The organism is Ornatilinea apprima (genome assembly GCF_001306115.1).
Classification (GTDB): domain Bacteria; phylum Chloroflexota; class Anaerolineae; order Anaerolineales; family Anaerolineaceae; genus Ornatilinea; species Ornatilinea apprima.
The window spans coordinates 154,092-178,321 of the sequence record NZ_LGCL01000023.1 but is presented as its reverse complement, the minus strand read 5'-3'; the positions used below and the strand labels follow the sequence as shown (position 1 = coordinate 178,321).

Here is a 24,230-nt window from a genome sequence, read left to right as displayed (position 1 = left end):
CATCGGCTCGTTTCGGTGGTTCTGGTATAAGCGGTTTGATTACTTTCCATTGTTCGTCTGTAAGGTCCATCGGCTCGTTCCTCGTGAGGATTTGAGCCTGAGTTTACCATTTTTGAGATAGCTTCTAATCAATTTGATAAAAAGAGGGGCTGTCCGCTACTTTTTGGACAGCCCCTGAATTTTGCCCCCTGATCCCCTTACCCTGAACTACTTCTTTTTTGGTCCTTTGGTCTTATACACAAAATCGAAGCTGTAATCCGCGTAGGTGGTGATGCCCTCTGGCGCGTCATAGGTTACCAGCATGGCAACCTGGCGCGAGTTCTTGAACAGGCTGCTGGTCGCGGCCCAGCCTTCTTCGGTGGCTTCGCTCAGCTTAATTGTGCGAATTTGCTCCATATTGCCATTGCCGCGTGGTTTCATGCTTACGAAGGTGACCGTGAAATCGTTGTTGATGGGGATGATCTCGGTCAGGTCTTTGAATACGCTGGCGTCCGTACCATCCGAAATCAGCGTATCATCGACATACACATTGTCAATGTACCAGCCGTCGTAGTGGGTAGACCAGTCGGTAACCAGGCGGAAGGCGATCAGAATATCCTGGCCGGCATACGCACTCAGGTCATACGACATTGGCATCCACGCGGTGATATAGCTGGTGAGTCCGGGCAGATTCTCAATCACTTTGGGAAGTGCATTGGGATCGTAATCGCCGGTGGTGTATTCGTTGGCCAGGCTGGTCCAAGTATAGCCGCCGTCGGTGGAGACCTGCACAAACCCGAAGTCCCAGTAGTCCTCCAGGTCATACAGGGTATCAAAGGTCAGCGTACCGCCGCCGGTTGCCTCAAAGATCGCCCAATTGTCTACCAGGTCTCCCGTGCCGCTCCACAGCACCTCGCCATCCGAAGTCCACGATGTGGGGAACATGGAATATTCCACGCCATTGAAGATGAGCTTTTGCACATCTTTCTTATCCACATCCAGCCAGATGTAATCGGTGCCCCAGGGAGGCGCGCCCGGCTTGTCATAGGCTTCGGGGTTGGGTGCCGCCGGGGTGCCGATATCCAGTTTGAAATCGAAAGTGCTGAAGCCGTACTGTCCCTGGTACTTAGTAGAATCGATCAGCAGCGCCACGGCCCAGTCGTGGTAGATCTCAGCAAACGTTTTATCTATTCCCAATTCGCTGAGTGTGGCGTCTACGCCGGCTATGCCGTTGCCCTGGTTATGGAATTGCGCCTGGATGAAACCTTGTCCAAACTTTTCCATCAGGTAATACTGGAAGAGATAGGCATGCCCGTAATCCGAAAGGATTTCCAGGTCGCCTTGATCTTCCCAGACCACCAGTGAGTTCTCTGGCTTTTCGGCTGCTTCTTCAACATGGCTGTCAGGGTGCCCGTAACCGGTCAGAAATTCAGCCAGTTCCGACATGCCCTCATTTACAAAGGTATCCTCATCCGAGTCGTAATCGTCGTGCAGCAGGTGCTGGTACTCATGCGCGACCGTGCCCTCATAGAGATAGGGACGCGTGCCGTCTGGCCCGGTGCGATTCGCCCAGTCCAGGGAGTCGATGGTGATAATATTGCGGTCGAAATAGACCTCATACGATGGAGAGTAGAATCCGGCGATGTAATAGGGGTACGTGGGATCGTAATATTGGTCATCGCGAACGTTGGATACCATGATGATCGTGCGTCCAGCCTCGTCGTAATAGTAATCATCCGGCAATCCAAGCAGACTTGGCAAGTAAGCATACGATCCATCCAGGGGCATGGGCGGACCAAAGAAATCCGTCTCGGTAGGCAGGATATTGCCTTCAAATTCACCGAGCATGTAGCTGACTTGCTCGCAGGTAATGACCGGTGTTGGTCGGGGGTCGCCCGCTGGCCAGGCCAAATTGGCCTGTACCCAAATTTGCGCGCCGGCGCCATCGGCCACCAGATTATAAGCCGTCACTACATATCTTCCCTGATAGTCATCAAGGGCCAGGAAGTATTTGGTATCCAGGGTGCACTCCGACAAGTCTGTGCCCGCAGCGGCCGCCTCCGCTGCTTCGGCATCTGCTTCTCCAAGTGAGCCGCTGATCCGGTCTGGGGTGGCTTCCCACTCTCTGAGTTCGGGGCCAATATCAATGGGTTTCACATCCGGGGGTTTGGGCGCCGCGCTCACCGAAACCGGTGTCGCCAGCATTCCAAAGACCAACGCTATCACGGTGAAAAGATAAAACGCTTTGAATTTCATATTTTCCCTCCCAAAATAAAATGCAGCTATCGAATTTAATAGAATTGGATTCAACCGGTTATCAAAAAACGCAAAAATCACCTCCTTGAATGCAGATATAAGGTCAGGAGTGAAGCGGCGATGGTGATTATGAAATTTTTAACATTAATGGGGGATTAAAATTCTGGTTTATTTATTATAGTCCACTATAAAGCGAATGCAAGAATGCAAATGAAAATTAATGAAGCAGCTGCAATTTCAATTTGGCTGGGAGTATTGCCTCACGCAATCTCTTCCGCTGTGCTTGGCTTCATATAATGCCTGGTCCGCGTGGGAAAGCAAAATTTCCATTTTGTCGCAGCAGTCACATAAGACTGCCACGCCCAGGCTGGCGGTCAGGGTTAAGGGTCCCTTATCGGTGCTGAATTTCATTTGCGCGATTAATTGCCTCAGGCGCTCCGCGACTTCCATAGCCGCCTCCATGCTGGTCTCCGGCAACAAAATCGCGAATTCTTCCCCGCCGTAGCGGCATAAAATATCTGCTGTTCGGGTTTCTTGTCTGCAGCATTCAGCGACCTCCCTTAAGACCAGGTCTCCAATGTTGTGCCCAAAGCGGTCATTGACCTGTTTGAAGTAATCCAGGTCCAGCATGATGGCCGATAAGGGGTGGTGGTATCGCTGGGCACGTTCGATCTCAATCTCGCCGCCCTCAAAGAAATGGCGGCGGTTGTACAGTCCGGTCAGCGAATCGAGCATGGCTAATCGCTGCACTTCCTCCAACGCTTCGCGCAGCTCCTGCTGGTTCTTTTGCAAGTTTTGAAACAAGAGCCGCTGCGGCCTTTCCAACCCCATCTCGATGATAGCTTTGTAGAGGAAGTAGAACGCCGCAATCTTGAAGAAATGCCCCAACAGGTTGAGAAAATCATACACGCCCACATAGAAGGTGAATGTCAGCTCAGAGGCAATGCTGAACAGCAGTGAGGCGAACAGCCAGCGCCATACCTGCCGATCAAATGCTGCGCGGTTATAGAATAACAATCCACCGGCTACAATCAAGATCAAGGAAATCAGATATTCGCTGATGACCTTAAAAGGCATCAGCCCTACTCCCTCAATAAAACTATCTGGGAAAAGGCCGGTGAAAATCGCGGCCAGAACCAGTGTGGTTGTGACCGTAAACCCTGCCAGCGCCCACGGAAGCCGCATCTTTTGGCGCAGGAAAAGTGGTGAGATAAGAAAAGAGGAACTTTGCAGGTAGCGGGCGGCGATCCAAAGTTGGGTCGCCAGGTTCGCGTCGTGTGTCGAAAAGACCCCCATACCCTTATATGCAAGGGTGTGAAGCAGATCCACCAGGCTGATAAAGAAAAACGCAACTCCTAAAAACAGAAGGTAGTGATTTTCCAGTCGCTGCTGCGAGTTCCACGCCAAAATGAAAATGCTCCACCCAATCACAATGCTGAAAATTTCTGTCAGACTGTGGAACAGCAGGTACGAGTACAGGCTGGTGATGTACAAACCAACCAATACCAACCCAATAAAAAGGCTACTGGTCAGGGTCTTAACTTGGGGAACCTTTAATTCATTCAACTCATATTCTCGCCTGCCACCTGATAGGAAATCATACCTAGGCTGCCTGTTTGTCAATTCGAAACCCTATAAACTGATTATATAATTTCTCTCAAGTTACCACCAAAGGAAATTGATGCTACAAGCCAAAACAAACAATGCGACCTTGAGTTCAACCTCTTGACTGTGTCCGCATGAATAGAATTTGGCGACAATCGTTCAAGTAGACTATCGGTGGCTTTCACCATTTTTCTGGTAGGGACAGAGTACCAATAGAAAAGCCGAGCTCCTTGTATTGGCGATATAGGCAACAAACTTTGTGCTGTGAGGTAGCTAATTTTTAAAACCTGCTACTTTGTGTGCCAAAAATAGGTGTTCTTGGATAACCAAAGACAACATCATATAATGATTTCCAAATCCAAGGATTAGTTAAAGGAGGGATTGGTGAAAAACACAAGAAGCGAAAAGACTATAAAAATTGGAATTATTGGGGTCGGTCAAATTGGAAAAATTCACCTGCAGACTTATCAATCTATATCAGGTGTCGAGGTGGTTGGGATCGCTGGAAGAGATCCCAAAAAAACAGAAAAAGTGGCGAAAGATTACAATATTCCATTTTGGACGATCAATCTCCATGAATTATTAGCGATAAAAGACATTGATGCTGTGAGTATTTGTTTACACAACAATTTACATCAACCAGCAACACTAGAAGCGTTAAAAGCCGGAAAACATGTTTTCTGTGAAAAGCCTATGGCGGGCACTTATCATGATGCACTCATGATGTATGAGACTGCCAAAAGAACGGAAAAAAAGTTAAGTATTCAACTGTCTTCGTTGTTTACCAATGAAACAAAGGCGGCGAAGAAAATTATTGAGAAGGGGTTATTAGGGCATACTTATTTTGCTTGCTCGGCTGGCTTTAGGCGGAGAGGACGTCCTTTTGTGGATGGGTATGGATCACCATCTTTTGTTCAATTAAGCCAGGCCGGTGGAGGAGCTCTATATGATGTTGGAGTTTATCACATCGCCAATATCCTGTATTTATTGAATAACCCAATTCCTTTAAGGATTAGTGGCAAAACCTATCAAGAAGTTCCAATAGATCCTAATCATTATCGAGAAAGTGGTTTTGATGTTGAAGAATTTGCGGTTGGATTAGTTCATCTTGAAGGAGGTATGGCGCTAAATATTGTTGAGGCTTGGGCTGCAAATCTTGATCAATTCGGTGGTTCTTATATGCTTGGCTCGAAAGGTGGGTTAAGGCTTAAACCCTTTGGTTTTTTTCATAGCATTCAAGAAATGGATATCAACTCAGTTATTGATCTCGAAAGCTTCGGATATCGTTTGCACAATGTATGTAATAGCGGAATAGCCTACGATGGACCGCAGCAGCACTGGATTGAAGCCCTTCGAGGAAATATTCCCTTGTTGCCTACTGCTGAAATTGCGTTAACCACAATGCTGATTTCAGAAGGGATTTATTTGTCCAATAAGTTGGGTCGTGAAGTCACAGCAGAGGATGTTATCAAATTATCAAAAAGTACGGCGAACCCAATATAGATCTTCAACCAAATAAGCTTTTCAGATGACCACAGCGAATTGAAATTATAGCTGTGGTCTTTTGTTGTAAGCACAATCATTTTTATCAAATTTCCCAGATTAGCAGAAAAGACACAAAAACCGAGGATATGACAAATGTCATGTTGATAATCATCTAAAATGTGCTATTATAATTTTTATAAACAAAATAAAACATTAAATAAACATATAATAACATTTAGGTGAACCATGTTAGCTACTGAGCGACAGAAAACAATCCTTGAAATGCTTGAAAAGAATAAGACGGTCGAAGTAACTGAGTTGAGTGAATGTCTCAGTGTATCCGAAATGACGATACGTCGAGATCTGGATAAATTGGAGCAAGCTGGCTTGTTAACTCGTACTTTTGGAGGGGCAATTGTTACGTCCAACCCCGTAGCTCTGCAGTTGTCCTTTGTTGAAAAAGTAGGTGTATTTGAGAAAGAGAAACAGGCCATTGCTAGAGCAGCGGCAAGTTTGATTCGGGATGGGGATACGGTAGGTTTGGTTGCAGGAACCACCTGCTTCCAGATCGCAAAAAATTTTCCTGCCAGAGAAAATGTAACTGTTGTGACAAACGCGATCAATATCGCGATGGAATTTGCAAATCGTGGAGGAATAAAATTAATCGTCACTTCAGGTTACATGCTTGAAAGATCTTTTGCTTTAGTCGGACCTTTTGCTGAATGCATTTTGGAGCAAATTCATATCAATAAACTATTCTTAGGTGCCACCGGGATTAGTCTGGATCGGGGAGTAACTACCCAGGATTTATTAGAAGCGTCTATGTATAAGGCCATGATTAGGTCGGCAGAGCAGGTTATTGTGGTTGCTGACCACACCAAAATGGGTGTTGTATCGTTGGCACCGATCCTTCCAATAAACAAAGTGAATAAGTTGATCACCGATTCAGAGATCGACCCATTAATGTTGCAAAAACTTGAAGAAACCGGCTGTGAAATTTGTGTTGCAGATATTGATTAAGTTGGATTGATCTATGACTAAAGCACTTGTTCTAGGCGAAATCTGTATTGATGTCATTCTTAATAATCCAGCCAGTGTGCCGGTGTTGGGAAAAAATGTCTGGGCGGAAAGCATTCAAATGCGCTTGGGGGGATCTGCCACCTATGTATCACAAGGCTTACAGGTATTGGGTATCCCTACAACTGTCAACAGTGTTGTTGGTGAAGATCCATTAATTGAGGTTTATCTGAATCAACTTCAATATCTGGGGATCGATATTTCTCATGTTCACCGGCAACCGTCAGCAGCAACCTCGGTTTGCATCGGAGTGGTTGACAAGGAAAAAAAGAGTTTCATTGGTTGTTCCCCATTTCTTAAGTATCCAGATCATTTGCTTGAGATTAATCCAGAAGAATTTGATCTTGTATATTTTGGAGGCTACCTGCTATATCCAGAAATCTGGGATGGAAAACTTTCCAATCTTCTACAGAAAGTACGCCCAGATGCTCACACCATTCTTGATACCCAAATGTTGCCAATCCCTGTGGATTTATATCGAGATCGTGCCATTACTAAAAGTTTATTGGAACAAGTTGAAGTTCTTTTGGTTGACCGCAAAGAAGCTATCGCTTTAACAAAAAGACAAAATCCTGAGGAAGCTGCAAGGATTTTGGCTGATTATGGACCAAAGATCATTACAGTGAAACTTGGTGGGCAAGGTTGTTTGGTATTGACTCAAGGGGAAATCTTGAAGAGTAAATCGCTTAAGGTAGATGCCCGCGATTTGATTGGAGCCGGAGACTTTTTTGGAGCGGCCTTCAGTTATGGTGTCTTAATGGGTTGGCCACTTCAAAAGACAGCCGATTTTGCTAATGGTTTTGCTGCTTTGTGTGCAGCTCGAAAAGAAAGCAATGCTCTTCCTGAATTATCTCTTGTTTTGAAACATATTTTCCCTTCAGCTATAGGCTGATTACCACTAAATTCATATGCGGAGGACATTATGAAAGAATTGAAAATCGGTGTTATTGGAAGCGGAAGCACTTATGCCCCCGAACTGATTGATGGTTTTATCAAGCGTCGTGAAGAACTTAATGTGAAGCAAGTTGTAATGATGGATGTGGATTCCGAACGCCTGGAAATTACTGGAAATTTGGCTCGCAGGATGGTTAAACGAGCAGGAATGGATACCGAGATTATCTTAACCACTAATCGCCGGGAAGCCCTGGATGGGGCGAGTTTTGTGGTAACTCAAGTTCGTGTAGGCCTGATGGAAGGCCGTGCTCGGGATGAGAAAATCCCACTCGAGTTTGGAATCTTAGGACAGGAGACTACAGGCCCAGGTGGTTTTGCAATGGCATTACGTACCATTCCCGTGATGCTGGAAACAGCTCGTGAAATGGAAGAATTATCTCCAGAAGGCTGGATGATTAACTTCACAAATCCTTCCGGTTTGATCACCGAAGCATTGTCGCGCTATTCAAAAATGCAAATGATCGGTTTATGTAATGTCCCGATTACTTACTTAATGCGGTTCGCCAAACTTTACAATGTATCCGTAGAACACATCTATATGGATTATTTTGGATTGAATCACCTGACATGGATGAGAAAAGTGTATTTAGATGGTAAAGACATAACTGCTGAAGTTACTGAAAGAATATTAGAAGGTGATGCCCAGGATTTATTAGGTTTTCCGTTTAACAAAAGTATGGTTCGTTCGCTTGGCATGCTGCCCGGAGGGTATCTGCAATATTTCTACCATCGCGACCGCATATTGGAAAAACAATTAACTTCGGGCAATCGCGCTGAGCAAGTTATGAAAATTGACCGTGAATTATTGGAATTGTATTCAGATCCTGACTTAAATGAAAAACCAGCAATATTGGATCAACGGGGTGGTGCATGGTATTCAGATGCGGCTTGTGCATTGATCAGTGCAATTGCCAATGACAAGAAAGAGATTCACATTGTGAACACCCGGAACAAAGGTGCTCTAGGAGGGTTGCCCAATGACGTTGTTGTAGAAGTTCCAGCGATGGTCAATTCAGCAGGGCCACATCCGTTGGTTATGGGCGAATTGCCATTGGGCATCCGTGGATTAGTTCAAGTAGTAAAGACCTATGAGCAGCTTACGGTGGAAGCGGCAGTCCATGGCTCAAGAGAACAGGCCTTACTCGCGCTTGCTAATCATCCATTGGTTCCAACGGTTGATATTGCTGAAAAGCTTCTCGACAGGATTCTTGAAGAAAACAAGGCTTTTCTTCCCCAGTTTTATCACTAAATCAAGAAAAGGTAAAAAAATCATGGCAAAACGAATTATCGAAGTAAGTCCCTCGATATTGGCAAAACTCGAAGGCAGAGAGTTGATTGATGCCATACGGGTAAGTGGTGGAAGAGCTGTATCTGCTGAAATTGTTGCTTTTCGTCCTGGATTGGTCGATGGAACCAACAACGGAAATCTGGCGGCAACTTTCGGCGCCGACATTGTCCATATGAACCATTATGATGTGGATAGGCCTCAAGTAGCTGGATTTTCATCCACTCCTGAAGGCGTTGAGGAATGGGCAAAGCAAGGAATTTCATTAAAACCTAGCGATCAAATTGAAGATCCTACCGCGGCTTTCTTTGCGTCCATGGGGTTTGGAATCACCATTAGAGACTTACGAAATGCCATTGGCAGGGTTGTTGGTCTTAGTTTAGAAGTCAACTTCCCTGGCGCAACCGCTCCACGAGGTCGTCTATCGATTCCGGACACCGCTGAACGGGCTTTAGAACAAGGAGCCGCTTACTTAACATTGATTGGTACACCCGCTCATAGCCCAAAAATATTGGCTGATAATATCCGCGAATTGCGAACAGCTCTTGGCCCAGACCCAATGTTGGTTGCTGGCCGAATGCCGTGGGGAGGCTCCCGACCTGGAATGCCCGATTTTATGAAAGCGGATGAAGTTGAATTGCAGGTAGAAGCAGGCGCCGATATGGTTGCCATTGCAGCGCCAGGGACGATGCCAGGAGCCACAATAGAGGCGGTTCGAGCGGCAGTGGATAAGGCTCATCAGCTTGGGGCATTGGCTGAAGTATCTATTGGGACTTCACAGGAATCTGCTGATGAAGAGACTGTCCGACGTTTGGCAATGGACAGTCGCCTTACCGGAGCAGATTTATATCAAATAGGCGATGGCGGATATAGCGGGGTTACTTTACCAGAAAACATTCTTTCCTTTGCCATGGCAATTAAAGGACGACGCCATGCTTACCGGCGCATGGCAATGATCGGATAATCCGTGAGGAGGTGAAAAAACTATCTATTTTGATGATGGATTAGAAAAATGCTGTCAAACATTAAAAAAGATTGATTAAGGAGAGTGACATGTACGCCAAAAAAGTTATTGCAATATTGCTTTTTGCTGCTGTCTTGTTAGGGGCTTGTGCGCCGACAACTCCGGTTTCCACTGAAGTGAGCAATGCTCCAGCACAACCGGCTCAACCAACGCAAGCTGAACAACCCGCTGAAGCGCCTGAGCAGCCCACTGAAGAAGCTAAACCTGTTGTAGTTTCTGTTTGGGTTACGGATGCTCCTGCAGTTCGAAAGGCTGCGGAAGAGTATGAGAAATTAACCGGTAAAAAGGTTATTGTTGAAGAAATTGCTCGTGAAGTTCTGCAAGAAAAAGAGAAAACAGAACTTACATCAAAAACCGGCGCTTATGACCTTTTATGGGTGCCATCGGAATGGGTGGCTGAATTAGCAGAAGGTCAATTGCTTGAGCCTCTGAATCCTTATATGGAAAATTCATCCTTGCCACAACCCGATCAGGCTGACTGGGCTTCTCCGGGTGCTGTTGAAGCCTATAACTACAAAGGAAACCTTTACGGATTTCCGGTGGCTCTGGACACAGTGTTTCTTTACTATCGCACCGATTTGATCGAAAAGGCTCCGGAAACATGGGACGAATATTTACAGGTAGCAAAAGAGCAAACGAACGATCAACGGTATGGTGCCACCCTTTTTGGGAAACTTCCAGAATCCATTGCCTGGGATTTTATTAATTACTTCTGGTCCTTTGGTGGAGAAATTCTTGACGAGAATTTCCGCCCCACAGTTAATAGTCCTGAAGGCGTTGCTTCTTTGACCTACTTCACCGATCTACTCAATAAAGAACAAGTAGTGTCCCCAGGCGTTTCGACTTATGAATACCCAGAAGTATTGGCTGCTTTCCAACAAGATAAAGCCGCGATGGTCCTACAATGGAATGCCGCTTATGCAGATTTTGGAAATCCAGAAGCTTCTCCAGCTATTTATGACAAATTTAATGCAACTGTACTCCCCGGAAAGCAGATGGAGGATGGCACAATCAATCGCAAAGTAATCGGTCATGTTTGGGGTTTTGTGATGAACGCCAGTTCCCAAAATAAGGAAGAAGCTTATTCCTTCTTGGTATACTTAACTGGAAAAGAAGGCCTTAAGTATTTCCCCACAGATGGAGCCAGCATCAATGTGAATTCAAAAGCGGTCCTTTCGGATCCAGCAATGATAGAAGCTCATCCTGAATTTGAGTTATTGAATGAGTCCTTCCAATATTTGCAGCTCTGGCCAACCACTACCGCTACCAGTCAAATTATCCTAACCATTGCACAAGAAGCGTCCTCGGCGTTAGTGGGTTCAAAAACCCCTCAACAGGCTATGGATGATGCCAACAAAGCAATCGATGACCTGATGCAGCAGGCGGGCTATTACTAATCCTGATCCTCACGAGCCTGGCGGAATACTGTTTCGCCAGGCTCGTCTTTGGAGCAACGAATGATCTCGAAGTCAATTAGAAAGCGAATTGAAACATTCCAATTTTTGGCTCCCGCCATAATAGTGATCGCGGTCGTCTTAGTTTATCCATTACTATCTACATTTCGATTAAGCTTTTTCTCTTACACCATTGCCAGAGGTTTACGCTTCATTGGGTTAAAAAATTATCTAGAAATTCTTAATGACAGCACTTTTTACACAGCACTTCAAAATACATTCGAATTTGCCCTCATTGTCATACTTGTTGAAATGACTTTGGGTTTCATCTTTGCAAATATTCTTAATAAAGATTTTCCGGGAAGGGCAATTGTGCGTGGATTGCTGATGGTTCCTATGCTTGCTTCTCCAATTGTTTCTGGAATCATGTGGCGGTTTATGTATAATCCTGATTTTGGCATTATCAATTATTTTGCAACGCAATTAAATCTACCCACACAAGTATGGACGGGTAATCCCAAAACTGCGCTCCTCTCATGTATGATTGTTGATATTTGGCAATATACTCCGTTTGTGATGCTGTTACTTTTGGCGGGATTACAATCAATCCCGAAAGAACAGTATGAAGCGGCAGAAATTGATGGTGCTGGGGCAATTAACAAGATGCGGTTTATTACTATTCCTTGGTTAAGGCCAATGATCCTTGTTGTTCTGCTGTTAAGGACTATGGATTCGATCAAGGTTTTTGACCAGGTATATGCGCTGACGGGTGGGGGGCCTGGAATAAGCTCACTTACATTGGGCGTTTATGCTTACACGAAAGGATTTAGGAATTTCTTTTTAGGTTATGCTTCTGCAATTTCCTGGGTGTTGGCGTTGATTACGATCTTAATATCAATTTTTTACATCCGCTCAATCAAGCTTCCAGAAAGGGAATAAGGATGCAGCGTAAATTCACCAAATTAATAGGAGATACTCTTAGCTACACTTTTTTGGCGTGCGCTCTCGTTTTCTTTATGTTTCCAATTTTCTGGATGTTAATGACATCGCTTAAGCAGCCGCAAGACACTTTTGCAATACCGCCAATATGGATATTTAAGCCAACGCTTCAAAATTATATAAAAACCTTCGTCGAAGGGGCTTATTACAAGTATCTATTTGTGAGTTTAAGGGTAACCACAGTTTCAATTTTCGTCGCTACCGTAATTAGCACGTTAGCTGCTTATGCAACTGCACGATTTAGATTTAGAGGAAAAACCGGTCTTTTAATGAGTTTATTGGTTTTTTATACTATCCCCGGAATCGCTTATGCAATTCCGCTTTATATGCTTTATGGGCAATTAAAAATTCAAGATACACCATTGGGGTTGATGATCATTTTTACAGCTCTAACCATTCCATTTTCAACCTGGGTTTTGCACGGATATTTCGTTTCGATACCGAAGGACCTGGAAGATAGTGCAATGGTGGATGGGTGTACAAAATTGGGTGCATTAACACGAGTTGTTTTACCGTTGGCGGCTCCCGGTGTGGCATCCACTGCGATTTTGACCTTTATTACAACTTGGAATTCTTTTTTGTACCCCGCGATATTAGCAGGATCCAGGACAAAGACTTTACCGGTAGCGGTAGCCGCGTTTATTACAGATACAAGAATTGAATGGGGACAAGCATGCGCAGTGGCAAGTGCGGTTATCCTGCCCGTGTTACTCCTGATCATGTTTGCTCAAAGGTTCATTGTTATGGGTCTGACAAGTGGTGCTGTAAAAGAGTAAAAATTGCTTTTCTGAATTGATATAGAAAAGATAAACCCAAAAAGGTAAGGCGGTGTTCACTAAGGGGGGTGATAATCCTGGACAGGTTTGCCTTAGTCGACTTAGAATAAATTTTCTATCCAAAAAATGATTCAGTTATTAAAAACAAGCAACTGTCCTTTAAGGTACGAGGACAGTTGCTCCTATTCTAATCAGTGATTTTTTAATTGCCTGCTTTAGCAGGCATAAACTTCTTCACCATCGCCATTGGGATGTCTTTGATCTCTTTAATCCCCATCAGCAGCGCAGAGCCAAAGTAAACCAAGGCTCCCGCTCCGCCGCCGATCACGATCAGCATGATGTCGCCGGGGGCCAGCCAGGCGCGCACGCCCTCGATCACCGCCGCCATCAAACCGGCCGCGATGAGCGCTTTCAGCGCGTCCAGGCCAATGCGCCGCGCGTCGACGCCCTTCCAGCGGATGCTCAAAATGACCAGACCGGTGAGCGCTTCGATCAACACCGCCACGCCGTTGGCCAACGCCGGCCCACCCTGCTCCAATCCGCCCGCGCTGATGGGTCGCGCCAGCCAAACCGCCAGCCCAATATTCAACAAGGTAGTGAAGAACGAGACATACAGGGGTGTGTAAGTATCCTGCTGCGCGGCAAACGCCCGCACCACCACTTCCAACATGGATTGTGAAATCAGCGCGATGGCGTAAAAACGCAGCGCGTAATACACCATGTTAGTGCTGTCGGCGGTGAATTCGCCGCCTTCAAACAGCAGGCGGATGATGGGCTTGCCCAGCACAATCAGCCCCACCGCGGCCGGAATAGCCAGCGTTAATATCGCCCGCAGCGAGCCGCTTAACGCCCGACGTTGCGCTCCGGTGTCTTTTTGGGCGGCCAGGGCCGCCATGGTGGGGAACACGGCGATGCCGATGGCTGTGCCGATCAGCGTCCAGGGCATGTTCATTAAACGGTAAGCAAAATCCAGAGACGCCAGCCGACCCTCTCCCAGCCGCGAGCTGAGGGTGGCGTTCAGCCAGTTGATACTGGCGCGTGCCATTAGCAGGTCGATAATGCGCGGCGCCATTAAGATTGCCACACGGCGTACGCCCGCGTCCCACCCCAACACTGGCTGCCAGCGTACCTTAAAAATTAGCAGTCCAGGAATCTGGATCAGCAAATGCAGCAGCGCGCCGATCACCGCGCCCCAGGCAATGCCAAAAATGCCCATGCTTGGCACCAGGAAAAGCGCTCCGCCAATGATTCCCAGGCTGTACATGGATGGCAGCAGAGATGGGATGAGAAAATGCTGGTGTGCGTACAGCACCGCCGTCAGGATGCCGCTCACAGAAAACAAAATGGTCGAGAGCAGCAGCACACGCATTAACTGCATAGTCAGCGCCTGGATCTCCGGTGGGTACTGCGCGCCCACGCCCCAACGCGCCGTGACCAGCCAGGGGGCGGCCAGCGCCACCACAATAGAGGCGGCGGTTACCAGCAAGAAGATCAGGTTAACAACTTTGCTGAACAGATGGTTCGAATCGCCCGCTTCTTTTTTTTCTAGGAACTGAGTGTACACGGGCATAAACGCAAAGCTCAATGCCCCGCCGGACAGCATGGTGAAAATCAGCTCCGGAATCACATTTGCGGCGGTGAACGCGTCCAGCTCGGCGCCGGTGCCAAACTGCCCGGCGATGATGCGCTGGCGAAACAGGCCAATCACAATCGAAGCCGCCCAGCCCACCATCACGATCAACGTTGATCGCGCGATGCTACCGGTGCGTTCCGAGGTTTTTTCTTGCTCAAGTTTTTCGGTCATGGTCTCCTCGTTTTTGAATTCGAGTGGCATGTTCCCAATTGTACAACAAGCCAGGTTGCCTGGGTCGAAATTCACAGGTAAGATATGAGTAGATAAATTTTTGAATCAACCCAAGGAAGGTGTCCAAATGTCCTTAAAAGGCAAAAAGATTCTCTATTTAATTGGCCCCGGTTTTGAGGAGCTGGAATTTTATGTGCCCATCATGCGCCTGCAAGAAGAACATGCCGAGGTGGTGGTGGCCGGTGAGAAGGCAGGCAAAGTCTACTTTGGCAAGCATGGCAACTGCCTGGATGGCAAAGCCGACATTGGTTTTGATCAGGTGGATACCGGCCAATTCGACGCGGTGATTGTGCCAGGCGGCTGGGCGCCGGACAAGATCCGCCGCGATGAGCACGTCAAGCGCATTCTGCGTGAGATGAATGCTCAGAAGAAGATCATTGGCATGATCTGTCACGCCGGTCTGGTGGGGATCAGCGCCGGCATCGTGAAGGGACACGATTCTACCGGCAGCGAAGGCATCAAAGATGATCTGCTCAATGCTGGCGCCAATTGGCGCGACGAGCCTGCTTTCCGCAGCGGTAACCTGGTCTGGGGGCGTGTGGTCGCCGATATCCCCGATTTCAACCGCGAGCTGGTCAAAGCCTTACAAGAGTCATAGCGCCTGGGCTAAAAGCAACGGCTCATCGCACAAATCCCCATATTCGATGATACACTTAGGAACTGCCCGCTACACGCGGGCAGTTCCTCCGCATTGATCAATAAGAAGTTGAACCTCTTCCAGGAGACATTCCAATGGCGAAAGCAAGTGGTATGCAAGCAAAAATGCTGCGTCTCGCGCAAGAGCGGGACTTGTTTGAACAGGCAAAATCCTATGCTTATGATTATATGGCCCGTGCTTTTAAGCGAAACGTTTTTCCCAGCGAAGCCGCTCTGAAAAACTTAAGTGTGTTTGACGAGCCGCTCACCGAGCTGCCCGGCGATCCGGCAGAAATGCTGCGCATGCTGCATGAGTATGGATCGCCAGCCGCGGTTACCAGCACCGGCGGCCGTTACTTTGGGTTTGTTGTTGGCAGTGTTTTTCCGCCGGTGATGGCGGCCAAATGGCTTGGCGACGTTTGGGATCAGCTCACCGCCTTATATGTCTCCTCGCCCATCATGGCGAAACTGGAAGCGGTCAGTGAAAAATGGCTGGTGGAATTGTTCGGGCTGCCCCCGCAGACGGTGGCGGGATTCGTCAGCGGCTCTTCCATGGCGATTGTGTGCGGGCTGGCCGCCGCGCGTTATGAACTTCTCAAACGCGCCGGCTGGGACGTGAATGCCCAGGGCCTGTTTGGCGCGCCGCCGATCCGCGTGGTTGTGGGCGCGGAGGCGCACAGCACCGTCTTTAAGGCGCTGGCTCTGCTGGGGCTGGGCAAGGAACGCGTTGAGCTGGCGCCGGTGGATGAGCAGGGCCGCATGCTGGTGAGCCAACTCCCCAAATTGGACAGCAATACCCTGGTCATTCTGCAAGCCGGCAACGTCAATTCGGGGTCCTTTGATCCGCTGGATGAGCTGTGCGACAAGGCTAACGCGGCGGGTGCCTGGGTGCATGTGGACGGCGCGTTTGGACTTTGGGCGGCAGCCTCCGCCAACCAGCGCCACCTTACCCGCGGGCTGGAGAAGGCTGATTCCTGGTCGGTGGACGCGCATAAGACGCTCAACACTCCCTATGACAGCGGCATCGCGCTCTGCAAGCACCGCGACGCGCTGGTATCCGCGCTGCAGGCGACCGGTGCTTACATCTTGTATAGCGAAAACCGCGACGGTATGCTCTACACTCCTGAGATGTCGCGTCGCGGCCGTTCCCTGGAGATTTGGGCCACCCTGAAAATTCTCGGCAAGAGCGGCGTGGAAGAGCTGGTGGACGGATTGTGCCAGCGTGCCCGCCAGTTCGCGGACCAGATGCGCGCGCAGGGTTTCCGCGTTTTGAACGAGGTGGTTTTTAACCAGGTGCTGATCGCCTGCGATACTCCCGAAGAGACAACTTCCACGCTTCAGAAATTGCAAAGGGCGGGGGAGTGCTGGTGCGGCGCGGGCAACTGGCACAACACTCCGGTCATGCGCGTCAGCGTTTGCTCGTGGGCTACCACGGCGGAGGATATTGACCGCAGCGTGGCAGCGTTTGTGAAGGCTAGAGAAGAAGCGCAAGGCTGATCGCTGCCAACAGGTTCTCACCATTTGAAGTTAAAACGGTCTGGGTGAATTCACTTCACCCAGACCGTTTCTATTTCCTGTGGAGGAATGCCGGCTTTACTGTAAATAATCTCTCAAGATGGTGTGCAGCAATCCGCCGTTGCGGTAATAGCGCAGTTCATTAAAAAAAAGCGCAAACCAACGACAAGAGAAAGCGGCGATTCATTGGCAGAAGTATGGCGGTAGATTAACAGCCATTTCATTTATGCTTTATCGTAAAGACCCTTTGCCACTCAAAATTTGGGCGACTAGGGGCTGTGAAATGACCAGTAACCATTGGACTGAAGATGATTAGAACAGAATCTCTTGCTGGAATTCTGCGTGTTTAAGGGTTTGTAAAGGAAAAGTCGCCGCCATGCAATATGTGATTTCTTATGACTTGGGTACAGGAGGACTGAAGGCCGGGTTGTATCGAATAGATGGCACATCGGAAGGGTTTATTTTTCATCCTTACCAAACCTATTATCCCAAACCGGATTGGCACGAACAACGTCCGCTGGACTGGTGGGATGCTGTTTGCATTTCAACTAGGAAACTTATCCAGACTAGCGGAGTTGACCCCGCCTGCATTGCGGCAGTGGCGGCGAGTGGTCATAGCCTCGTATCGGTGCCAATTGGTCAGCACGGCGAACTGCTGGTAGAAAGCGTTCCGATTTGGTCCGACAGACGGGCAAAAGCGGAAGCCACAGAGTTCTTTGCGCAGGTGGATTATCAGCAATGGTATATGACCACTGGTAACGGTGATCCGCCAGAGACATACGCTGTTTTTAAGTTGATGTGGTTGAAGAAACATTGTCTAGATATTTTCTCTAAGACCAAATCGGTGCTTGGGAGCAAGGACTATATCAATTATTGTTTGACTGGTCAGGTTGCCACAGACTATTCGTATGCATCGGGTAGTGGCGTTTTTGAACTGGAAAATTGGCGATACAGTGATTCTTTTATCGACGCTTCAGGTTTATCACACAGTCTGTTCATAGAGCCGAAGGATTCGTATTCGTTGGTTGGCAGGGTAACGCCAGAAGCGGCCGAAATGTGCGGACTTTGCGTGGGCACGGAAGTGATCTGCGGTGGAGTGGACAATTCTTGCATGGCACTCGGCACAACAGGTATAGGCAATGGCAGAGTCTATACCTCATTGGGTTCTTCTGCTTGGATCGCTGTTTCGAGCAATAAACCGATTCTAGATCCAAAAAAGCTGCCATTTGTTTTTGCGCATGTCGAAAGAGGATATTACACATCCGCCGTATCGATCTTTGCGGCAGCCAATACTTACCGCTGGGCCAAAGAAAACTTCTGCCCGGACCTATCCATAGACCCATATAACCAGATGAATGAGCTTGCAGCAAAGTCGCCGGTGGGGGCTAATGGCATCATGTTCAACCCTTCGATGGCTGGCGGAAGTTCACAGGAACCAAGCGAAGAACTGCAGGGGGCTTTCTTTGGCTTGAAACTGTCAAATGCAAGAAGCGATATTCTCCGGGCTATTCTGGAGGGGGTGGCGTTTAGTCTGAACCTCTGTCTCAAAATCATTGACTCCATGATTGTGTCGAATGACACGATGATCATCTGCGGGGGTGGCGCGAAAAGTGATTTTTGGATGCAGATTTTTGCGGATATCTATAACAAGAAGATTATTGTTGCCAATGTGGATCAAGATGCCGCCTCGCTGGGCGCGGCTGCCATCGCGATCCGAGGAGCGGGCTTCTGGCAAGATTATGCGCCTCTCGATACGTTGTTTCAAGTAAAGAAATCATTTGACCCAATTGCAGAAAATCGTGATCAATACAGCACCATCTCAAAATGGTTTTTAGAATGGATCACGGCTTTAGCAATTATTCATGACAACATGAAAGCAGAAAAAATATTAGAAAGAATGGAGAGAGAGCAATGAAAGTTGGATTTTGTACCATCAATTACTCGGAATTACCGCTTTTTGAAGTGGTCGAAATGGTCGCAAAAAAGGGGTACGAAGCAGTAGAAATTCCCGCCTATACCGATAATGGCCAGATGGATGTTGATGAGATGCTGCGCGGGGGAAACGCGAAAAAATTAAAAAAACAAGTTGAAGACGCCGGGCTGATTATTTCCGGTATTTCTAATCATGCAGATTCTCCTTTGGTGCTGGGTCCTCATGGCAAGGACCTGGCCAGTATCTGCAATGGCACGCCCGCCGAGCAGGTTCAATTTGGTACCGAAAGCATGCTTAAATGCGCTAGGCTGGCGAATGCGTTAGAGGTGCCGGCTGTTGTGGCTTTTTCTGGAATTGGGAACTTTGGCCGCTTCAACGATTGGCCATATCCAGATGGTTGGAGAGAAGAAGAGGAAGCCTTTGTCCAAAACTGGGTGCCGATATTTGATAAATATGCGGAATACGGCATTAAAGTTGCGTTTGAACCGCACCCCAACAATATTATTTACGATATTCACACCACAAAACGATGCCTGTCCCTTTGTGACTACCACCCTTCTTTTGCAATTAATTTCGACCCGGCAAACATCTTATACACGGGCATCAATCTGGGCAGTTATATCGATGAAATTGGGGACAGAATCGTGCTGGTTCATGCCAAGGATTGTGAAATTGTTGAACACAACCTTATGCGTGGCGGGTATTGGATGCTGCAGCGCGATTGGGGCACAATCGACCGGTCCTTCCGGTTCCGCATTCCGGGGTGGGGGTCGATCAACTGGAAGAGCGTAATTTCCGAGTTGTTCATCACCGGATACACGGGAGTATTTTCTTATGAGCATGAAGATGTAATCATGTCTCGCGCGGACGGTCTGGATAAGGCGATTGCTTTCTTAAAGCCGTTAATGATTGATCAACCCTACGAAGGCCGCAAGGATAAATTATTCCAAAAATAAGGAGAGCGAGAAATGAAAACTATGAAAGCAATGGTTCTGGAAGAGCCGAGAAAATTTGTCTACAAGGACGTGCCGGTGCCCGCGATCAGTGATGATGAAGTTTTAATCAAAGTAAAATACTGCGGCATCTGCGGTTCAGACTGGGGATCGTACAATGGGTTTTATGAGGAAGAAGTTGCCTGTTTGCCTTTAATTACTGGTCATGAATTTTGGGGAGTTATTGAAGAAGCTGGAAAAAACGTGACTTCGGTTAAGCCAGGTGACCGCGTGGCGGTGGATATTTGCCTGCCTTGCGGCACCTGTTATTACTGCCGGCGCGGCGAAAGCCTGCTTTGCAGCACTTTCAAGCAGATCGGTATTCATGTTGATGGCGCATTCGCCGAATATGTAAAGGCTCCGGCAGTCAATTGTTACCTATTGCCGGACGAAATTGATGATTATGCAGCGGCATTCATCGAACCGCTAACTGCCTGCATCAACGCCTCACGAAAAATGAACTGCGAGCTTGGCGCATCGGTGGCGGTTATTGGCGCTGGGTTGGGAACGATTCACGCATTGCTGGCTAAACTGCGAGGCGCAGCCCCGGTTTTTGTGATCGATTCGCAGCAGAAACGGCTTGAAACGGCCAAAATGATGTCTGCCGACGTCGTAATTGATATCACGAAAACGCCAGACCCCGTTGCTGAGATTAAGCGCCTCACTGGTGGCGTTGGTGTGGACTATGTGATAGAGGCAGTTGGAAAGTCTCAAACATACGAACAGGCATTTAACATGCTTCGCCGGGGCGGAAAACTGGAGGCTTTTGGCATCTGCTCGGATGATGATTTTGTCAAACTTCCGCCAGCAAAATTTGTGCTTGAAGAGAAAAAAATTGGAGGGTCTTGCGCGGGTATTGGGCATGATTGGGAAGTGGCGATTGCCCTTCTGCAATATAAACGCGTCGATCCACATCCGCTGATTTCGATGGTCGTTCCTCTTTATGAGCTTGAGGAAGCGCTGAATGAGCTGCATCAAAATAAGAATCTGGTAAAGGTTTTGGTTTCGCCAGAAATTACAGAAAGGATCATCCTTACCCAATAAACGAAACAGGCAAGCATAAGACTTGTTTGCCATTCAACCAGGGTAAAGGAGATTTTCAAAGCACACAATCGAGTTGAGGAATTCAGGAAAAGAAGAATATGAAAATTACTTATGTTCAATTTGCAAAAATGATCGACGCCAGCGCGTTAAAACTGGATACATCTTATGATGATTTTCACGCCCTGGTTGACGCCTGTAAAAAGTATCAATTCGGATGCGCGTTTATTTGGCCGGCCTATTCGGCTGAGCTTCGCGATGCGTTGGCAGGCACGGGCATAGAGTTCGGAACCTCACTTTCTTTCCCTTCTGGGCAGGAACCGCTGGAGATTAAAGTTCATCAGGCCCGGTATTTCACCAGCCTTGGGGCTGACCAGGTGGATATGGTTCTGAATATCGGATTCTTGAAGAGCGGCAGGTATGAGAAGGTGCGGGAGGAAATTGTGGCTGTTCGGGACGCGACCAAATACACATCCCTCAAAGTGATTATTGAGGCAATGCTTTTAAGTGATGAGGAAATCGTTAAAGCGTGTGAGATAGTCGCCGATTGTGGCGCCAATTACGTTAAAAGCGGCACAGGTTTTTCTGCCGCGCCAACCACACTGCATCATATCGCTGTGATGAAGAAAACAGTTGGCGACCGCTGCAAAATCAAGGCTGCTGGGGGTGTCCGCTCGTTGGATTTACTGACGAAAATGTATGCCCTAGGCGTAACGCAATTTGGAATTGGCTTAAGCAGCGCCATTAGTATCGCTGAAGAAGCGATTGCCTGCAAGGATGAGATTGAAATCCCTGAAATTCGCATCGAAGACTATCTGTAAGCAGTCTATCAATCAAAGGAGAGAAGAAATGGGCTACAAAGAAACACTGCTCCAGCCGATTATGATTGGCAACAGAAAATGCGAAAACCGTTTTTTTGCACAGCCTATGGAATGTGTTGACTCAGACGAAGAGGGGAATCCAACTGAGTTAACCTACAGGCGGTACGAAAACTTATTTAAGGGCCATTTCGCATTCATTGACCTGGAAGCGATCACGGTAACAAACGAAAGCCGGGCTAGAAAAACGCAGCTTGAGATCATGCCGCGCAATGTAAAGGCATTAACAAGGTTCGTCAGGAGCCTTAAGGAAATTAATCCAAATGCCTTGTTTGTTTTTCAGCTTACCCATTCTGGTGAAATCAGCGAACCAGATTTTTCCCGGAGGGTGACCGTGAAGCCTGTGTATGGACTGGGTGGGGATCTGCTTTCGGAAGAAGAGGTTGATAAAATCATTGATCAATTTGCAGAAGCAGCCAAAATCGTTCAGGATGTTGGCGCTGATGGTGTTGACATGAAGCTTTGCCACGGTTATTTGGGGAGTCAAATTTTGCGGCCATATAATGACCGCCCCTGGAAATATGGTGGAGCCTGGGAAAACCGCGCACAGTTTGCTTATGATTTGTATGAGCGGATTCGTAAGGCAACGAATTTTGATAAAGATTTTTTGATTGGTTCAAAAATCTCCATGTGGGAGGCTTTTCCGGGCGGATTTGGTTCAGCAGGGCCGGACTCGCCGCTGATGGATATGCGCGAACCCATCGACCTGATTAAAGGGTTGGAAGAACGAGGCGCCCAGTATTTTGTCGAATCGTTGGGCAATGTCCATTGCAGCATGGAGTTTATGGAAGCCGGAAGTGAAGATCCGTATCTTTCCTATCTGCATATGTATTTCTCAAAACTTATGAAGGACAATCTTAAGCCTGAAACCGTGGTTGTCGGTTCTCACTTCTCATCTTTTCGCGGCAAGGTGAACAAACTTTTGTCCATTGAACCAGAAAAATCATCCATGTTCGCGATGGGCGCGCGCTGCATTGAAGATGGGATTGTTGATATGGTCGGGCTTGGCCGTCAATCGTTTGCCGACCCCTATACGCCGTTGAAGCTGGAAGAAGGCAGAGAAGATGAAGTTAAATACTGCACCCAATGCTTGAACTGTGAAGAGTTGATGATTCGGCAAATGCCCGTGGGATGTGTTCTGTACAATAAAACATATACCGAACTGTTTCGTGAAGCCCGGAAAAAGTATGGAAAATTAGCGGAACTTCATACTTAATTGATTTGATAGGCTTTCATACTAGAAGCAGCTCACTCAATTGGCCGTTAGGGGTGATCAAGAAATGAAGAGGAAGATGACTGGTTGAGTTATCTTCCTCTATTTTTGGGGCATTATTCATTGATGATTTCGTAGAGTTTGAGGAATAAATGCATGCTCAGGATTGAATCAGGCAGGGATAGCATTGCCTTGTGAGTTGGATTTCACCAGATCAGCGGTCACCTCGCATCCAAGATGTTCGGATAAGTAAATCCCTTCCAGGATTAACATGGTATTCAAAGCGATTTCAGCCGTTGGAATGGGCTGTATTCTTTCTTCAACCGCGGCAATGAAATGCTGTTGTGGGCCATCGAAACAATCACCAGTTTCTTGCACGTTTTTGCTGCGGAAATCGAAACTATCCAGGTCGGCGGTGGTGTTCAAATCCAGGTCTCCCAGGCTTCTGAAAAGGCCGAAAGGATTAAGCCTGATGCCACCCATAGTGCCGGTAATATAGGATGATTCCAGGTGGTCCAGATGCATTGCCCATGCTTCTATAACGCTAAGGGCAATATTATTCTCTAGGTTGACCAGACCGACAGCCAGTTCTTCTACGTTAAAATGACTGGCATTTTTTCTTCCCTGGTGCATTTCGGTTTGTTGGAATGTGCGGCCTGACATTCGCAATGGTCTAGGGTTGCCCAGCAAATAGAGAATGTTAGCGATGTGATAAACTCCCAGGTCATAGAGTGCGCCGCCCCCGGCGATTTCCTTTTTTACAAAATCAGAAGAGCCATAACCGTCCACGAAAGGTCTTCCCCGCCTCCGAAATCCAGACGAATGAGCCAGATAGGGCGCTCCTAGCCAACCATTCTCAATAGCCACTTTCGCGGCTTTTGTTTCTTTACTGAACAAGTCTGAAAGTTGAATGGAGAGCAAGCGGTTTTGCTGAGCCGCTGTTTCCAGCATGATTAACCCATCGTGATATGACCCGGCAATTGGTTTTTCACAGAAAACGTGTTTACCTGCTCGAAGCGCGGCAACCGATACGGGCATGTGTAGATTATTGTGCAGGCAAACGCTTACGGCTTGAATATTCGGATTTTCCAGCAGAGCGTGGTAATTGGTTGTCCAAAATGGAATATTGTATTGACGCGCAACCGCTTCAGTGCGCTGTGGATCGCGCCCGGCTATTCCAACCACCCGTACGTTTGGCATGGACAGGTAAGTTTCGAGGTGCAATTTTCCGATTTGCCCCACACCGATAACGCCGACAGTAATCTTCTCTGATTTCATCGTGTTTCCTTATTAAGTCACCGAATGTGTGATGGATCAGGTTATG

At 47.5% G+C, this 24,230-nt stretch carries 19 protein-coding genes; 15 read left to right on the top strand and 4 right to left on the bottom strand.

The window, feature by feature from the left end:
• Positions 1-207: 207 nt before the first annotated feature.
• Together ADN00_RS09690 and ADN00_RS09685 are read right to left on the bottom strand one after the other, a co-directional pair.
• Positions 208-2,235, bottom strand: a complete 2,028-nt coding sequence (locus tag ADN00_RS09690) for a choice-of-anchor J domain-containing protein (RefSeq protein WP_075062765.1) — start codon at positions 2,233-2,235, stop codon at positions 208-210.
• A gap of 237 nt (positions 2,236-2,472) precedes the next feature.
• Positions 2,473-3,801, bottom strand: coding sequence for a sensor domain-containing diguanylate cyclase (locus ADN00_RS09685; RefSeq protein ID WP_075062764.1), 1,329 nt, complete (start codon positions 3,799-3,801; stop codon positions 2,473-2,475).
• A gap of 423 nt (positions 3,802-4,224) precedes the next feature.
• Here ADN00_RS09685 and ADN00_RS09680 point away from each other — a divergent pair, with 423 nt between their 5' ends.
• The 8 genes from ADN00_RS09680 to ADN00_RS09645 all read left to right on the top strand — a co-directional run bounded on the left by ADN00_RS09680 (position 4,225) and on the right by ADN00_RS09645 (position 12,834).
• Positions 4,225-5,343, top strand: a complete 1,119-nt coding sequence (locus ADN00_RS09680) for a Gfo/Idh/MocA family protein (protein WP_201781176.1) — start codon at positions 4,225-4,227, stop codon at positions 5,341-5,343.
• 228 nt (positions 5,344-5,571) lie between these two features.
• Positions 5,572-6,345, top strand: coding sequence for a DeoR/GlpR family DNA-binding transcription regulator (locus ADN00_RS09675; protein WP_075062763.1), 774 nt, complete (start codon positions 5,572-5,574; stop codon positions 6,343-6,345).
• Positions 6,346-6,358: 13 nt separating this feature from the next.
• Complete coding sequence (locus ADN00_RS09670; protein ID WP_075062762.1) at positions 6,359-7,294, top strand: carbohydrate kinase family protein; 936 nt, start codon at positions 6,359-6,361, stop codon at positions 7,292-7,294.
• A 30-nt stretch (positions 7,295-7,324) separates the two neighbouring features.
• A complete protein-coding gene (locus ADN00_RS09665) occupies positions 7,325-8,605 on the top strand; it encodes a 6-phospho-beta-glucosidase (protein WP_075062761.1) in 1,281 nt (426 codons plus the stop codon).
• A 22-nt stretch (positions 8,606-8,627) separates the two neighbouring features.
• Positions 8,628-9,605 carry a DUF7916 family protein gene (locus ADN00_RS19985; RefSeq protein WP_075062760.1) on the top strand — a complete coding sequence of 326 codons (978 nt, stop codon included), beginning with the start codon at positions 8,628-8,630 and terminating at the stop codon, positions 9,603-9,605.
• Positions 9,606-9,694: 89 nt separating this feature from the next.
• Complete coding sequence (locus ADN00_RS09655) at positions 9,695-11,062, top strand: ABC transporter substrate-binding protein (RefSeq protein WP_075062759.1); 1,368 nt, start codon at positions 9,695-9,697, stop codon at positions 11,060-11,062.
• Between the two features lie 60 nt (positions 11,063-11,122).
• Positions 11,123-11,998, top strand: a complete 876-nt coding sequence (locus tag ADN00_RS09650; RefSeq protein WP_075062758.1) for a carbohydrate ABC transporter permease — start codon at positions 11,123-11,125, stop codon at positions 11,996-11,998.
• A 2-nt stretch (positions 11,999-12,000) separates the two neighbouring features.
• The gene (locus tag ADN00_RS09645; protein ID WP_075062757.1) at positions 12,001-12,834 is read left to right on the top strand and encodes a carbohydrate ABC transporter permease; all 834 of its coding nucleotides are present in this window, start codon (positions 12,001-12,003) and stop codon (positions 12,832-12,834) included.
• A gap of 202 nt (positions 12,835-13,036) precedes the next feature.
• Here the strand turns inward: ADN00_RS09645 and murJ are convergent, their stop codons facing one another.
• The gene (gene murJ / locus ADN00_RS09640; RefSeq protein WP_075062756.1) at positions 13,037-14,638 is read right to left on the bottom strand and encodes a murein biosynthesis integral membrane protein MurJ; all 1,602 of its coding nucleotides are present in this window, start codon (positions 14,636-14,638) and stop codon (positions 13,037-13,039) included.
• Positions 14,639-14,765: 127 nt separating this feature from the next.
• Here murJ and ADN00_RS09635 point away from each other — a divergent pair, with 127 nt between their 5' ends.
• The 7 genes from ADN00_RS09635 (at position 14,766) to ADN00_RS09605 (ending at position 22,909) form a co-directional block, all read left to right on the top strand.
• Positions 14,766-15,296, top strand: a complete 531-nt coding sequence (locus tag ADN00_RS09635; RefSeq protein ID WP_075062755.1) for a type 1 glutamine amidotransferase domain-containing protein — start codon at positions 14,766-14,768, stop codon at positions 15,294-15,296.
• Between the two features lie 134 nt (positions 15,297-15,430).
• Positions 15,431-16,831, top strand: coding sequence for a pyridoxal phosphate-dependent decarboxylase family protein (locus tag ADN00_RS09630; RefSeq protein ID WP_082390027.1), 1,401 nt, complete (start codon positions 15,431-15,433; stop codon positions 16,829-16,831).
• 394 nt (positions 16,832-17,225) lie between these two features.
• Positions 17,226-18,764 (top strand): xylulokinase, encoded by a 1,539-nt coding sequence (locus tag ADN00_RS09625; protein ID WP_075062754.1) that lies wholly within the window; start codon positions 17,226-17,228, stop codon positions 18,762-18,764.
• Positions 18,761-19,738, top strand: a complete 978-nt coding sequence (locus ADN00_RS09620) for a sugar phosphate isomerase/epimerase family protein (RefSeq protein ID WP_075062753.1) — start codon at positions 18,761-18,763, stop codon at positions 19,736-19,738. The genes ADN00_RS09625 and ADN00_RS09620 overlap by 4 nt, the downstream gene beginning before the upstream one ends.
• 12 nt (positions 19,739-19,750) lie before the next feature.
• Positions 19,751-20,818: a zinc-dependent alcohol dehydrogenase gene (locus ADN00_RS09615; protein ID WP_075062752.1), complete on the top strand. Its 1,068-nt coding sequence runs from the start codon at positions 19,751-19,753 to the stop codon at positions 20,816-20,818.
• 98 nt (positions 20,819-20,916) lie between these two features.
• On the top strand, positions 20,917-21,636 hold the full coding sequence (deoC, locus tag ADN00_RS09610) for a deoxyribose-phosphate aldolase (protein WP_075062751.1): 720 nt from the start codon (positions 20,917-20,919) through the stop codon (positions 21,634-21,636).
• 28 nt (positions 21,637-21,664) lie between these two features.
• Entirely contained in the window at positions 21,665-22,909 is a 1,245-nt protein-coding gene (locus ADN00_RS09605) for an oxidoreductase (RefSeq protein WP_075062750.1), read from the top strand.
• Between the two features lie 168 nt (positions 22,910-23,077).
• Here the strand turns inward: ADN00_RS09605 and ADN00_RS09600 are convergent, their stop codons facing one another.
• On the bottom strand, positions 23,078-24,184 hold the full coding sequence (locus ADN00_RS09600) for a Gfo/Idh/MocA family protein (RefSeq protein ID WP_075062749.1): 1,107 nt from the start codon (positions 24,182-24,184) through the stop codon (positions 23,078-23,080).
• Positions 24,185-24,230 lie beyond the last annotated feature (46 nt).